Below are 13620 nucleotides of genomic sequence, written 5' to 3'. Positions count from 1 at the left end.
CAATCGCTTTCATTATTCCGCAGTGACAGCAGGCCCGGCGGAGGCGGAAAGGACGGTATGGGTTCGGAGATGGGTTCGGAGATGGGCCCGGAGATGGGCCCGGAGATGGGCCCGGAGAGGGGCGCGGAGAGGCCGGAGCGGGTCGCCCGCGAGCAACTCGAAGACGTCATCCTCCCCTTCTGGCTCGAACACGGCATCGACACCGAGCACGGCGGGTTCTACACGTGCTTCGACAACCGGGGCCGGCGCCGCCTGTCCACGGACAAGTTCACCTGGTCGCAGGGCCGGTTCGTGTGGCTGCTGGCCCGCGCCGCCCGGCTCGCCGAGCGCGGCCTGCTCACCGCCGACGCCGCCGCCCTCGTCCGGCACGCCGAACGCGGCGCGTCCTTCCTCCTCGATCACGCCGTCCGTCCCGACGGCAGTTGCGCGTACGTCCTGGACGAGCGGGGCGGGCCCGCGCCCGGCGAGGACGGGGCGCCGCCGCCCGCGCGGCGCAGCGTCTACGCCGACGCCTTCGTCGCCATGGGGCTGTCCGAGCTCACCGTGCACACCGGCTCGCCCGAGCACCTGCCCGTGATCGACCGGATCGTGCGGCGGGTCGCGGACGACGTGGCCGCGGGCGACCCGCCGACGCCGCCGTACCCACTGCCGCCCGGCTGTTCGGGGTTCGGCGCGCGCATGATCGTGCTGAACGCCCGGCTCGACCAGGCCCGCGCGCACCTGGCCGTGCCCGGCGGGGAGTTCGGCCTGGGCGAGCTGCGGGCCGCGCGCCGGGCCATGCTCGCACACCGGGAGGACGGCGGGCTGTTCACCGAGACGTTCGTGCCCGATCCCGGCTCGCGCGACACGATCCTCGCCCGGCACCGCACCCCCGGCCACGCGCTGGAGGGGATCTGGATGGCGCTGGAGGCCGGCGACCTGCTCGGCGAGACCGATGATCACGCCGGCCTGCTCGCCTCTGTGTCCGCATTGTGCCGGTCCGGGTGGGACGACGAGCACGGCGGGCTGTTCCGCTACGTGGACGTCTCCGGCCGGCCTTATGGCGGCCCGTACGAGGACCTGGTCAGGCGGACCTGGTCCACCAAGCTGTGGTGGGTCCACACCGAGGCCGCCTACGCCACCCGCCTGGCGGCCGAGCGCTATGGCGACCGGGAGGCGGCCGGCTGGTTCGAGCGCGTCTGGGACTACACGCTACGCACCTTCCCCGGCGGGGCCGAGGGCGAGGAGTGGATCCAGATCAGGGACCGGACCGGCGCGCCGCTCGACGAGGTTGTCGCCCTGCCGGTCAAGGATCCGTACCACATCGCCAGAAACCTCATGCAGATCGTCGAGCTCCACGCATCGGGAGCACAGGGGGAGCAATCGTGACGGCCACCAACACCGGCCCCGTGATCGAACGGACCGCCGGCAACCTCGAAGCCCGGATCTACCGCGACCGGGCGCAGGCGGGCGCCGCCGCCGCGCGGGCCGCGGCCGAGGCCCTGCGTGCGGCGCTGGCCGCGCGCGGCGAGGCCAGGGTCGTCTTCGCGGCCGCGCCCTCACAGCGCGAGACGCTGGCGGGCCTGCGCGCCGCCGGCGGAATCGACTGGTCCAGGGTCACCGTCTTCCACATGGACGAGTACATCGGCCTGCCCGCCGGCGCCCCCCAGCGCTTCGGCCGCTTCCTGCGCGAAGAGCTCTGGGACGCGGTACGCCCCGGCGCCGTCCACGTGATCGACCCCGGCGACGACCCGGAGGCCGAGAGCGCCCGCTACGCCGCACTGCTCGGCCGGGGCCCGATCGACCTGGTCTGCCTCGGCATCGGTGACAACGGTCACCTGGCCTTCAACGACCCTCCCGTGGCCGACTTCGCCGACCCCCTCGCGGTCAAGGTGGTCGAGCTCGACGACGCCTGCCGCCGGCAGCAGGTGAGCGACGGCTGCTTCGCCGCGCTCGCCGACGTGCCCGCGCGGGCGGTCACGCTGACCGTGCCCACCCTGATGGCCGGGCGCACGCTGGTCGCCACCGTGCCGGGCCGGAGCAAGCGGGCGGCGCTCGCCGCCGCGCTCGACGGGCCGATCTCCGAGAGCTGCCCCGCCTCCGTTCTGCGCACCCACCCGGCCTGTACGCTCTTCGCGGACGTGGAGGCCTACCAGTGAAGATCGCCGGGATTGTCGCCCACCCGTCGGTTGACCGGTTCGCTGACATGGAGGCCGATCAGTGAGGCTCAGCCGCGCCACCCTGTCCAGGGTCGCGCCCGGCGCCCGCCCGCTCGCCGAGCCGCGCGCCACCGGCGTCGTGCACCTCGGCATCGGCGCCTTCCACCGGGCCCATCAGGCCGTCTACACCGAGCTGGCCATGGCCGCGACCGGCGACGACCGCTGGGGCATCTGCGGGGCCAGCCAGCGCAGCACCGCCGTGGCCGAACTGCTGCGCCCGCAGGACTGCCTGTACGGCGTGCGCGCCGGGGACGACGTCCGCGTGATCGGGTCCGTGCGCGAGGTGCTGGTCCCGGGCGACGACCTCGCGGCCCGCCTGGCCGCGCCGGAGACGGCGGTCGTCACGCTGACCATCACGGAGAAGGGCTACCGCCGCGTCCCGGGGCCGGTCGGCCCGTCGGCCGGCGCCTCGGCTGGGCAGGCCGGCAGGGGCCAGGGCGAGGAGCCGGGCCCTTCCACGGCGATCGGGCGGCTGGTGGCCGGGCTGCGTGCTCGGGCGGCCGCCGATGCCGGCCCGCTCACCGTCGTCTCCTGCGACAATCTGCCCGGCAACGGCGCCACCCTCGCCGCGCTCGTCACCGAGCTGTGCGAGCCGCCGCTTCTGCGGTGGGTCGAGCAGAATGTCACCTACCCGGCGAGCATGGTCGACCGGATCGTCCCCGCGACCACGCCCGCCGACCTCGACGACATGGAGGCCAGGCTCGGCGTGCGCGACCTGGGCGCGGTGGTCACCGAGCCGTTCACGCAGTGGGTGATCGAGGACGACTTCGCCGGTGACCGGCCGGCCTGGGACCGAGCGGGCGCACTGCTGGTCGGGGACGTCCTGCCGTACGAGCGGATGAAGCTGCGCCTGCTCAACGGCAGCCACTCGGCCATCGCCTACCTGTCGGGCGCGGAGCATGTGTCCGAGGCGGTGGGCGACGCCGCGTTCGCCGGATACCTGCGCCGGCTCATGAACGAGGACCTCACGCCCACCCTGCACGGGCTCGGCAGGTTCGACCTGGCCGGATACAAACGGTCGCTGCTGGCCAGGTTCGCCAACCCCGGCCTGCGGCACCGCGTCGCGCAGATCGCGGCCGACGGCTCGCAGAAACTGCCGCAACGCCTGCTCGACCCGGCCCGCGAGCGCCTGGCCGCCGGGCACGAGCCCCGCTGGATCGCGCTGGCGGTGGCGGGCTGGATGCGGTACGTCACGACGGCACGCGAGCTGGACGACCCGCTGGCCGATCGGCTCACGGGCGACCCGGACGCCGGGGCTGCGGCGACCGTGGAGCGCCTGCTGGCGATCGAGGAGATCTTCGGCGCCGACCTGAGGGAGGACCGGGTCTTCCGCGAGCTGGTCACCGACGGCCTGCACCGGCTCACCGCCGACGGCCTCGCTCCCACTCTTCGCACGCTCGACGCCTGACCGCCCCGAAGGCGTCAGCCCGCGTCCGAAGGCGTCAGCCCGCTCACCGCGCACGAGGGCGCCGGCCTGCCCCCGAGAGCGCGGCCGAAAATCAGTTGAGCCCTCCTCCGGCGTTCCCATAAGTTGCCTGCGGCCCACCACAGTGAAGACCGAAGGACATGACCGCGTGACCCCGCCTGCTCGCCAGACCTGACACGTTCTTCCGCTCTCTTCCAGCCGGCCCCTGCGGCCGGCTCCGCCGGGCTGCCCGCGTGCGCCCGGTCGTTCAGCGTCTGAGGCCGCGCGTAACCGGCCTCGTGTCAGGTCTTGAGAGATCATGTCTTCACAACCTCATATCGTGCTGCCCTGGGTCGTCCGCCGGACCAGGCTGCCGCTGCTGTCGACGCGCTGCGTCGAGTGCCTGTCGGAGTCGGCCACCACCGGCGAGGGCAGGTTCCGGGTCAACGCCCAGGGCAAGCTGCTGGACGTGTGGCTGCTGGTCCGCTGCGTGTCCTGCGACCGGACGAGCAAGCTCACCGTGCACGAACGCGTGCCGGTCAGGACGATCGACCCGGCCCGGCTCGACCGTTACCACACGAACGATCCCGAACTGGTGGCCGCCACGCTGCTCGATCCGGCGTTCGCCCGGCGCAACCGCTTCACCCTGGACTGGAGCGGGTCCTGGCGGCTGGACGCCCCGCCGCCACGGCTCGACGAGCCGTGGCCGGTGCGGGTGGAGGTCGTCTTCGAGGATCCGGTGCCGGTGCGCCCTGACCGGCTCATCGCCCGGGGCCTCGGCCTCAGCAGGAACGAGGTGCGCCGCCGGATCAAGTGCGACAATCCGCTCCGCCGTACGGTGATCACCGGGTTCACCTTCACCCTGATGGCCGTGGACTGACCGAACAGGGGTGGCCCGGAACCCTCTCCGGGCCACCCCACCGGCCTCAGTCCGGGGCGGCGGTGATCGGGCGGTGGGCGAGCGGGCTGGAGAAGATCATCGTGCTCGACGGCTTGCCGTAGACGGCGAGCCGGTCGATCAGCCGCTCGAACGCCGCCATCGACGGCACCGCGATCTTCAGGATGCTGCACACGTCGCCGGTCACCCGGTGGATCTCCCTGACCTCCGGCCAGGTCGCCACCTCGGGATCGCGCAGCACGCAGGTCGGCCCGTAACAGGTGAGCTGCACGAACGCGGACACCGTCCAGCCGGCCCGCCCCGGGTCCACCGTGGCGTGGTAGCCGGTGATCACCCCCGCCTCCTCCAGCCGCCGGACCCGCTCGGCCACGGCGGGCGGCGACAGGTGCACCCGGCGCGACAGCTCGTTGAACGACAGCCGCGCGTTCTCCTGCAGCTCGCGCAGCAGCTCCCAGTCCATGGCGTCCACCAGCGGCTCCTTTCGTTCGGCAACAGCATGCCCGAGATGGATGACGAACGTGAACCGATCAGCGGCGAAGCCCGTTCGGACGGCATTCCTCAGGGCGCCCCTGCCGCACCATCATGAGGTGCCGACACACGCCGACATATGAAGGGAGCGCGGCGCAAATGAAGACGACAGGACGGGTACGCCCCGTCTCGGCGGCCGAACGGGCCGAGCGGGCCCGCGCGAGCGGCGGGCTGCCGACCCTCGAGTTCGAGCGGGAGATCCCCTACGACGCCTACGTCCGCACCGACGTCCTGCACGACCTGCAACGGCCGCTTACCGACGCCCCGGGCGAGATGTCGTTCCTGGTCATCACCCAGGTGATGGAGCTGTACTTCCACCTCGTCGCCCACGAGTTGCTCGCCGCGAGGGAGTCGCTGCGGGCCGACCGGGTACGGGACGCGGTCGCGGCGCTGCGCCGCACCGGCCTGCACCTGGAGGCGATGAACGCCGGCTGGCTCGGCCTGCGCTGGATGACGCCCGCCGACTTCAACAGCTTCCGCGACCGGCTCGGGGAGGCGTCGGGGCTGCAGTCGGGCATGTACCGGCTGGTGGAGTTCCGGCTGGGGCTCAAGAGCGAGGCGCTGCTGCGGCCGTTCAAGGGCGGGGCCCGGGAGGAGGCGCTGCGGCGCGCGTACGAGGAGCCGAGCGTCTGGGACGCCGCCACCGGGCTGCTCGCCCGGCACGGCCACGACCTGCCGGAGTCCGTGCTCGGCCGGGACTTCGGCGCGGAGTACGAGCCGCACGAGGCGGTCGAGCGCGCCTGGGTGCGCGTCTACCAGGACGACGCGGCGGGGGACACTTCAGGCGGCATGGCAGGGGATGGGCTGCGGGCGCTCGGGGACGCGCTGGCCGAGGTGTCCGAGCGGTTCGGGGACTGGCGCTACCAGCACGTGGCGGCCGTGCGCCGGTCGATGGGCGCCAAGCCGGGCAGCGGCGGCTCCAACGGGCTGGCCTGGCTCGAACGCAGCATGGCCCGGGTGGTCTTCCCCGAGCTCTGGTCCGCCCGTACGTACCTGTGAGATGCCCGTATCCGCAGGTGGGGGTGCGACCAGAGCCCGGGGAGCGCCGGCCCGCGCACGCGCGAGCCGGCGGGCCTGACCGGTCTGCAGGTTCGGCAGGTTGAGGCAGGTCTAGGCAGGTCTAGGCAGGTCTAGGCAGGTGCGGCAAGCTCAGCAGGTGAGGTTGCCGCCGGGGGAGACCCCGAGGAGCTGCGTGAAGCGCTGGTAGGAGTTGACCCGGCTCTGCACCTGGCCGGGGTTGCCGCCGTTGCACTCGATGCTGCCGTTGATGCTGCGGATGGTCTCGCCGAAGCCGCGGCCGTTGACCATCGCGTTGTGGGCCGTCATGGTGCCGGGGCCGTTCTGCGTCATCCAGTACCAAAGGGCCGTCTTCCAGGCCACGGCCGCGTCCTGCTGCACCAGCCAGGGGTTGGTCAGCAGCGGCAGGTTGAGCGCGTCGCCGGCCGCCTTGTAGTTGAAGTTCCAGCTCAGCTGGATGGGGCCGCGGCCGTAGTAGGCGGCCTGCCCGGCCGGGCACCCGTACGACTGGTTCGGGTCGCAGTAGTGCGGGTAGTTCGCGGTGTTCTGCTCGACGATGTGCACCAGCCCGCCGGTCTCGTGGCCGACGTTGGCCAGGAACGCGGCCGCCTCCTGCTTCTTGACGGTGTCACTGCCCGTCTTGGCGAAGGCGGGGAAGGCACTCATGGCCGTGACCAGGCCGCTGTAGGTGTAGAAGGAGTTGCGGCCGGGGAACATCTGGTCGAACTGGGCCTGGCTGACCACGAACCCCGACGGGTCGGGCGGGTTGGGCGGATCGGTGGGGCCGCCGGAGCAGGTGTAGGGGTCCCAGTACCAGTGGCTGATCACCGGGTCGTAGCCGGGGTTCTCGTGGACGGCGATGTAGTGGTTGCCGTCGGTGTAGCGGACGATGCTGCCGACGGCGTAGAACTGCCCGGCCACCCAGTTCGGATAGGAGCAGGCCGTCCCGCCGCCGCTGCCCCCGGAGCAGGAGCCCTGGTCGGCCCAGACGTCGGCGCCGCCCGGGGTCTCGTTCTGGGTCCACCACTTGGCGGACCAGTTGTGCCCGTTGTGCGACACGACCGCGCCGCCGGTGTAGACCGCCGAGGCGCTCCACGCCGTCGCGCAGGCGGCGGCGTTGGCCGCGGACGGCAGCAGCACCGCGAGCACCCCCCAGACCAGTGATAAGACGGCCGGCAGGGTCAGGATCCTTCGCACGTGCGCCACTCCTCGAATCTCATAGGAAAGTTTCCTAAGGATTAACGATAGAGCTGCCACCGCGCAAGGCCCAAAGTCAGACTCGGCCCGTCGATCGGGCGCTCGCCCGGCTCAGGACGAAGGACCAGCAGAGCCGCGACCCGGCCACCACGGTGCCGGCGACCGCGGCCGTCACCAGCCAGACCATGAACGCCGGATAGAGGTAGACCACCTGGATCCACATGATGTCGGCGCCGCGGGCCAGTACGCGGAAGACCGGCGCGGCCGACAGGCACAGCGCGAGCGGCGCCAGCCAGACCATCAGCCGCGCCCGCCGCCATCCCGTACGTCGTCGCGCCCAGCGCCTTGAGCGGGCCGCGCCGCGCACCGCGAGCCCGGCGGTCACCAGGGTCAGCAGCAGGAACACCAGGTCGACGGGCAGATACAGCGGCGAGGACGGCACCTGCGGAGTGTCTCCCTCGATCAGGGCGACCAGGCCGTCCATCAGGGCGTGGGCGTCGGCGTAGGCCATGCCGGTGTTCGCCATGACGGCGACGCCGTACCCGGATCCGGGCATGAGCAGCTGGTCGGCGGTGGAGGTGAACAGGTCGCCGCCGTGGTGCACGGTGGGGGCGCCGTGCGGGGTCCGGCCGAGGAACCAGCCGAGGGCGTACTTCTCGTTCGCCCGGGAGGGGGTGCGCAGCTCCTTCACACTCGCGGGGGTCAGGAGGCCGCCGTTCTGCGCGATCAGCCACCGGGCCATGTCGCCGGCGGTGCTGACGACGCCCCCTGAGCCGTTCCCGAACCCGGTCGGTTCGGGCAGGGCGACGGCCCGGCCGAGGACGACCAGATGGCCGCGCGCACTGGCGGGCAGGTCGCGTTCGCGGTCGAGCGTGGTGCTGGAGTTCATGCCGAGCGGGGTGAAGACGTGGGCGCGCAGGTAGGACGCGAACGGCTCGCCGCTCACCACCTCGACCAGGCGGGCGGCGACCTGGTAGTTGGTGTTGTGGTAGCTGAAGACGGCGCCCGGCGCCGCGGCCGGCTTCGCCGTCCGCAGCCGGGCCACGGAGCCCTCCAGCGTCTCCGGCTGGGGCAGGCTCTTCTCGCGGAACGTGGTGTCGGCCATGCCGGAGGTCTGGTCGAGCAGCTGCCGTACGGTGATCGCGGCCGCACGGGGATCGGCCATGGTGAACTCCGGCAGGTAGCCGCGCACCGGCCGGTCGAGCTCGACCCGCCCCTGCTCGACGAGCTGCATCACGGCCAGTGAGGTGAAGGACTTGCTGACGGAGGCGACGGCCATGGGCGTGTCCGCCGTCACCGGCTCGCCGGTGGAGGTGCGGCCGTACCCGGCGACGTGGACGACCTCCGTCCCCTTGATGATCGCGACCGCCGCGCCCGGCAGCCCGGTCGCCTCCCGGTAGCGCTCGACGAACGCGTCCACGGACGCCGGCGACGGCGGGGAGGGGTTCAGGGCAAGGGTGATCGCGGTGAGCACGTTGATGAGCATCCGACGAAGCTAGCCACGGCCCGGACCCGTCACCATTGCGGTCCGCCTCCGTCTTCCCTGCGGAAACCCGCCATCGAAGTACGGGCCCCTCGTGCCGTCTTGGCGGACCGGTGGATTTGAGGACCAAAGGCACTGACGCGCGGGACCTTGTCCCCGGGCGCCGCCCGCCCGCGCCGGGCGAAGCTGAAGGCAGAGGCCCGAGAAAGCAGTGCCCGAGAAAGCAGTGCCCGAGAAAGCAGTGCCCGAGAAAGCAGTGCCCGAGAACAGTGGAGGTGCGCGATGACCCGACCCATCGTCGTAGGAGTGGACGGATCGCTCCCGTCGGCCGCAGCGGTGGAATGGGCGGCGGCCGAGGCCGGCCGCAGAGGTCTGGGCCTGCGCCTGGTGCACGTGTACGAGGAACGTCCCTACGACGGCTACGACGCCGACGACCCCTCGGGCCCGCTGGCCATCGCCGCCGACCGGGCCCGCGGGACGGCCCCCGGCGTCGAGGTGGCCACCCGGGCGCTTCCCGGCAACGTGCGCGACGTCCTGATCGGCGAGTCCGTCACCGCCGACACCGTGGTCCTGGGCAGCAGGGGACTCGGCGGCTTCACCGGCATGGTGATCGGCTCGGTCAGCACGGCCGTCGCCGGCCACGCCTCCGGCCCGGTCGTGGTCGTCCACGGCCGCCCCGCGCAGTCGTACGGCCGCGTGGTCATCGGCTATGACCGGTCACCGTACTCCGAGGCGGCCATGGAGTACGCCGTCGAGCAGGCGCGCGTCCGCGGTGTTCCGCTGCACGCCGTCCATGCCTGGCAGACGCCGGTCTTCGCCCCGCAGGCGGCCGCGTACAACACCCTGCTGGTGGACGTCTACCAGGAGGAGTCCGCGGCGGTGGCCGAGAGCGTGGCGCGGTGGCGGGAGAAGAACCCCGACGTCGAGATCACCCACGAGACCGTCTCCGGGCACCCGGTGAGCGTGCTCGCGGCGGAAGGGGCCACCGCGGACCTGGTGGTGGTCGGCTCGCGTGGGCACAGCGGCCTGGTCTCGGTGGTGCTCGGCTCCGTCAGCCACGGCGTGCTGCACCACGTGACCTGCCCGGTCGCCGTGGTACGTCCCCGCTAGGCATCCCGCCCTCCTCCCGTCCTGGCTCCGGCGGGCAGGAGGGCACTCGCCGTTCCGCGCGTTCTCGGAGACGCATGCCGGAAACACGGTCCTGGGGGCCTTCCGTGGGCAGGGGCCTTGCGCGTACCGGCGGAAAAGAGCCCTTCGCCCCGAGGGCGAACGACCCCGGGCCCTGGACCAAGAGCGCCGGACGCGGTCGGATGGAGACGACGAGAGGGAGGACACCGTGATCATCGTGGGAGTGGACGGCTCGGCGCCGTCACGAGCGGCTGTGGAGTGGGCGGCGGACGACGCCGCCCGGATGAACCTGCCCTTGCGGATCGTGCACGTGATGGACACCTCGTGGTACCTGGTCGGCCGGCGCCCCGACGCCGCCCTGCCCGACGCGCTGCTGAACGAGGGGCGGCGGATCCTGCGCGAGGCGGAGGAACTGGCCCGCTCGCGGCAGCCGTCCGTCGAGATCACCACCCAGGAGGTGGACGGCGCGCCCGCCGAGGTGCTGCGCGAGCAGGCCGAGGGCGCGGCCGAGCTGGTGGTCGGCAGCCGCGGCCGGGGCGGGTTCGCCGGCGCGCTGCTGGGCTCGGTGAGCACGGACGTGGCCGGGCAGACGCGCTGCCCGGTCGTGGTGGTACGGGACGAGCCCCGCCAGGAGCACGGCGAGATCGTGGCGGGGGTGGACGACTCGCCGGAGTGCGAGCCCGCCCTGGCCTACGCCTTCGAGCAGGCCCGGCAGCGCGGCGCGACGCTGCGGGTGGTGCACGCCTGGCAACTGCCGTCGCTCGCCCTCGATCCCGAGGCCGTCTACGACATGGACGAGGTCCGTACGGCGCAGCACCAGGTCGTCCGCGACCGCCTCCAGTCGCTGACCCGCGACCATCCGCAGGTGAAGGTCATCGAGGACGTGCGGTCCGCGCATCCGGTCGACGCGCTGAACAGGGTGGCGGAACAGGCCGACCTGCTCGTCGTGGGCTCACGCGGGCACGGCGCGGTACGGTCGGCGCTGCTCGGCTCGGTCAGCCGCGGCGTCCTCCACCACGCGGGTTGCCCCGTGGCCGTGGTCCGCGCCTGACTCCCCAACCAGGCTGCTCGTACCGGCGGGCCGGGTTAGGGGCGCAGGACGAGGCGGATCGGGGCGCCTTCCTTCCTGGCCAGCCGGTCGAGGGCGGCCGGCGCCTCCGCCAGCGGCAGCACGTCGCTGATCGAGCCGGACAGATCGAGCCGCCCGCGTACGGCGAGCCTGACGAGCTGCTGCACGTGCTCGGGAGCGGAGCCGTAGCTGCCGCGCAGGGACTGGCCGAAGTACGCGAGCGCGACGTCGTTCGGCACCGCCACCGGCTCGTTGGCCAGCCCGACCACGACCAGCCGCCCGCCCCGGCCGAGCAGCGGCATCGCCTGCTCGCGCACCGGGCCGGCGCCGGCGAAGTCGAAGGCGGCGTCCAGCCCGAGCCCGCCGGTCAGGTCGCCGACCGTGTCGCGCAGGGCCGGGTCGGCCGGGTCGAGCGCCGCGTCGGCGCCGAGCCCGAGCGCCCGCTCCCTCGCCGCGGGCAGGGGGTCGATCGCGATCACCGGTGCCGCGCCGGCGAGCCGCAGCAGCTGTACGGCGTGCGCGCCCAGCCCGCCGACGCCCCAGACCGCCGCCGCCTCGCCGGGCCGCAGGGCCGCCGTGACCGTGATGGCCGCCCAGGGCGTGGAGACGGCGTCGGGGATGACGCACGCCTGCTCGAACGGCAGGCTGTCGGGGAGCGGCACCAGCGTACGGGTCGTGGCCAGCGCGTACTGCGCGTAACCGCCGTCGTAGTCGACGCCGCGGGTGTAGACGGTGCCGAACCGGTCGGTCTCACCGGCCTGCAGCACGACCCGGTCGCCCGCCGCCCAGTCGGTCACACCCGGCCCGAGGGCGTCCACGACCCCGGCCACCTCGTGACCGAGCGTCACCGTCTCGTCCTTCAGCAGCAGAGGCGTGAGGGTGCCGTCGGCGAGGTGCACGTCGGACAGGCACACCCCCGCCGCGCGCACCTCGACCCGCACCTGCCCGGGGCCGGGCTCCGGCACCGGCACCTCCTCCATGCGCACCTCGCGGGAGGGGATGTGCAGCCGGGCTGCGAGCATCTCGGCCATGGGGACCTGCTTCCAGCTCGAAGAGGGGATCACTCTATGGGTCTGCCCGTCCCGCAGAAGAGGAAGCAGGACAGAGGGGTCAGGACGCGCACTCCCGGGCGCCGTCCCGCAGACCCAGCCGGCTCTCGTACACGGCCACCTTCTCGGTGATCAGCTTGAGGCACTCGTCGAGGTCGTGCATCTGGGCGAGCACCCGTTCCCGGTGCGCGCGCAGCACCTCCAGCCGTGCCACCTCGTTGCCCTGGCCCGCCCTGACGAGCTCGGTGTAACGGCGGATGTCGGTCAGGGGCATGCCGGAGGCCCGCAGCCGGATGCACACGCCCAGCCAGCCGATGTCGTCCTCGTCGTAGACCCGGTGCCCGGCGGCGCCCCGTCGCACCGGATGGGCCAGCAGCCCCTCCCGCTCGTAGAAGCGGAGGGTGTGGACGCTCAGCCCCGTGCGTTCGGCGACCTGGCCGATGCTCAACCCTGACATGCGGCCAGTTTGACTTAGAGTCGGCTCTAGATTCTACGGTTCCGAGGCATGAGATATCGCATCCTTGGCGGCACCGGCATCGAGGTCAGCACCTTCTGTCTCGGCACGATGATGTTCGGCGCGGCCGGCAACCCCGACCACGACGACAGCATCCGCATCATCCACACCGCCCTCGACCACGGGATCAACTTCGTCGACACCGCCGACATGTACTCGGCGGGCGAGTCCGAGGAGATCGTGGGCAAGGCGTTGCAGGGGCGGCGGGACGAGGTGGTGCTGGCCACGAAGGTGCACTTCCCGATGGGGGAGGGGCCCAACAGGGGCGGCAACTCGCGGCGCTGGATCGTGCGCGAGGTCGAGGCCAGCCTCAAGCGGCTGCGTACGGACTGGATCGACCTCTACCAGATCCACCGGTTCGATCACCGGACCGACATCGAGGAGACCCTCTCCGCGCTGACCGATCTGGTGCGGCAGGGCAAGATCCGTGCCTTCGGCAGCTCGGCCTTCCCCGCGCACGAGACGGTGGAGGCGTACCACGTGGCCAGGCAGCGCGGCCTGTACCGGTTCCGCACCGAGCAGCCGCCGTACAACATCCTGGCCCGCGGCATCGAGGGCGACGTGCTGCCCACGGCGCAGCGGCTCGGCATGGGCGTGCTCAGCTACAGCCCGCTGGGCTGGGGTTTCCTGACCGGCCGCTACCGCAAGGGACAGGAGATCGACCTGACGCGGGGCCGTGCCGCGCGTGCGCCGGAGCGCTTCGACCCGTCCATCCCGGTGAACGCGGCCAAGCTGGATGTCGTCGAGGAACTGGTGAAGCTGGCGGACGAGCTCGGCCGCACCCTGCCGGAGCTGGCCATCGCCTTCGTCGCGGCACATCCGGCGATCACCTCGGTCATCCTCGGCCCGCGCACGATGGAGCAGTTGGAGGGCCTGCTGAAGGGCGCCTCACTCGTGCTGGACGACGCCGCGCTCGACCGGATCGACGAGATCGTGCCGCCCGGCACCGACGTCTACCACCCGGTCGGCCTCTGGCAGCCCGCACCGATCGCCGACCCGCTCCTGCGCCGCCGCCCGGTCGGCGACCGCGCCGCGAGCTGATCCCGGACCTTGGTGATGCCGATCACACATAAGCCATCTGCGTCATTCTACGCAGAACGCCCACCCCGGTGATCCGTACCTTCTACTCGCGGC

13 protein-coding genes are annotated in these 13620 nt (G+C 72.5%); 8 read left to right on the top strand and 5 right to left on the bottom strand.

Features of this window, described 5'->3' with window-relative positions; all coding sequences use genetic code 11:
• Nucleotides 1–69 precede the first annotated feature (69 nt).
• The 4 genes from AB0C27_RS29355 (at nucleotide 70) to AB0C27_RS29340 (ending at nucleotide 4483) form a co-directional block, all read left to right on the top strand.
• Nucleotides 70–1368, top strand: a complete 1299-nt coding sequence (locus tag AB0C27_RS29355; RefSeq protein ID WP_357849973.1) for an AGE family epimerase/isomerase — start codon at nucleotides 70–72, stop codon at nucleotides 1366–1368.
• A complete protein-coding gene (locus AB0C27_RS29350; protein ID WP_357849970.1) occupies nucleotides 1365–2138 on the top strand; it encodes a glucosamine-6-phosphate deaminase in 774 nt (257 codons plus the stop codon). Before AB0C27_RS29355 ends, AB0C27_RS29350 begins: the two co-directional genes overlap by 4 nt.
• Nucleotides 2139–2199: 61 nt before the next feature.
• The gene (locus tag AB0C27_RS29345; RefSeq protein ID WP_357849967.1) at nucleotides 2200–3606 is read left to right on the top strand and encodes a mannitol dehydrogenase family protein; all 1407 of its coding nucleotides are present in this window, start codon (nucleotides 2200–2202) and stop codon (nucleotides 3604–3606) included.
• Nucleotides 3607–3943: 337 nt separating this feature from the next.
• Complete coding sequence (locus tag AB0C27_RS29340; RefSeq protein ID WP_357849964.1) at nucleotides 3944–4483, top strand: DUF1062 domain-containing protein; 540 nt, start codon at nucleotides 3944–3946, stop codon at nucleotides 4481–4483.
• A gap of 46 nt (nucleotides 4484–4529) precedes the next feature.
• On the opposite strand, the gene AB0C27_RS29335 is transcribed toward AB0C27_RS29340, so the two are convergent.
• The gene (locus AB0C27_RS29335; protein WP_346107169.1) at nucleotides 4530–4961 is read right to left on the bottom strand and encodes an Lrp/AsnC family transcriptional regulator; all 432 of its coding nucleotides are present in this window, start codon (nucleotides 4959–4961) and stop codon (nucleotides 4530–4532) included.
• Nucleotides 4962–5128: 167 nt separating this feature from the next.
• Between AB0C27_RS29335 and AB0C27_RS29330 the strand changes: the two genes are divergently transcribed.
• Complete coding sequence (locus AB0C27_RS29330; protein WP_357849962.1) at nucleotides 5129–6028, top strand: tryptophan 2,3-dioxygenase family protein; 900 nt, start codon at nucleotides 5129–5131, stop codon at nucleotides 6026–6028.
• Between the two features lie 150 nt (nucleotides 6029–6178).
• Here the strand turns inward: AB0C27_RS29330 and AB0C27_RS29325 are convergent, their stop codons facing one another.
• Both AB0C27_RS29325 and AB0C27_RS29320 read right to left on the bottom strand, forming a co-directional pair.
• On the bottom strand, nucleotides 6179–7243 hold the full coding sequence (locus AB0C27_RS29325; RefSeq protein WP_357849959.1) for a glycoside hydrolase family 19 protein: 1065 nt from the start codon (nucleotides 7241–7243) through the stop codon (nucleotides 6179–6181).
• A 76-nt stretch (nucleotides 7244–7319) separates the two neighbouring features.
• Nucleotides 7320–8729 (bottom strand): serine hydrolase domain-containing protein, encoded by a 1410-nt coding sequence (locus AB0C27_RS29320; protein ID WP_357849956.1) that lies wholly within the window; start codon nucleotides 8727–8729, stop codon nucleotides 7320–7322.
• A gap of 279 nt (nucleotides 8730–9008) precedes the next feature.
• Here AB0C27_RS29320 and AB0C27_RS29315 point away from each other — a divergent pair, with 279 nt between their 5' ends.
• Both AB0C27_RS29315 and AB0C27_RS29310 read left to right on the top strand, forming a co-directional pair.
• Nucleotides 9009–9836: a universal stress protein gene (locus AB0C27_RS29315; RefSeq protein ID WP_357849953.1), complete on the top strand. Its 828-nt coding sequence runs from the start codon at nucleotides 9009–9011 to the stop codon at nucleotides 9834–9836.
• A gap of 226 nt (nucleotides 9837–10062) precedes the next feature.
• Nucleotides 10063–10905, top strand: a complete 843-nt coding sequence (locus tag AB0C27_RS29310) for a universal stress protein (protein ID WP_357849950.1) — start codon at nucleotides 10063–10065, stop codon at nucleotides 10903–10905.
• 35 nt (nucleotides 10906–10940) lie between these two features.
• Here the strand turns inward: AB0C27_RS29310 and AB0C27_RS29305 are convergent, their stop codons facing one another.
• The gene (locus AB0C27_RS29305; RefSeq protein ID WP_357849947.1) at nucleotides 10941–11954 is read right to left on the bottom strand and encodes a zinc-binding dehydrogenase; all 1014 of its coding nucleotides are present in this window, start codon (nucleotides 11952–11954) and stop codon (nucleotides 10941–10943) included.
• Nucleotides 11955–12033: 79 nt separating this feature from the next.
• Nucleotides 12034–12429, bottom strand: a complete 396-nt coding sequence (locus AB0C27_RS29300) for a MerR family transcriptional regulator (RefSeq protein ID WP_357849944.1) — start codon at nucleotides 12427–12429, stop codon at nucleotides 12034–12036.
• A gap of 48 nt (nucleotides 12430–12477) precedes the next feature.
• Between AB0C27_RS29300 and AB0C27_RS29295 the strand changes: the two genes are divergently transcribed.
• Nucleotides 12478–13527, top strand: coding sequence for an aldo/keto reductase (locus AB0C27_RS29295; RefSeq protein ID WP_357849941.1), 1050 nt, complete (start codon nucleotides 12478–12480; stop codon nucleotides 13525–13527).
• The last annotated feature ends 93 nt before the right edge of the window (nucleotides 13528–13620 follow it).

The organism is Nonomuraea sp. NPDC048882 (assembly GCF_040649755.1).
Lineage (GTDB): Bacteria > Actinomycetota > Actinomycetes > Streptosporangiales > Streptosporangiaceae > Nonomuraea > Nonomuraea maheshkhaliensis.
The sequence above is the reverse complement of the archived record's forward strand: the minus strand, read 5'-3'. Positions and strand labels throughout refer to the sequence as shown.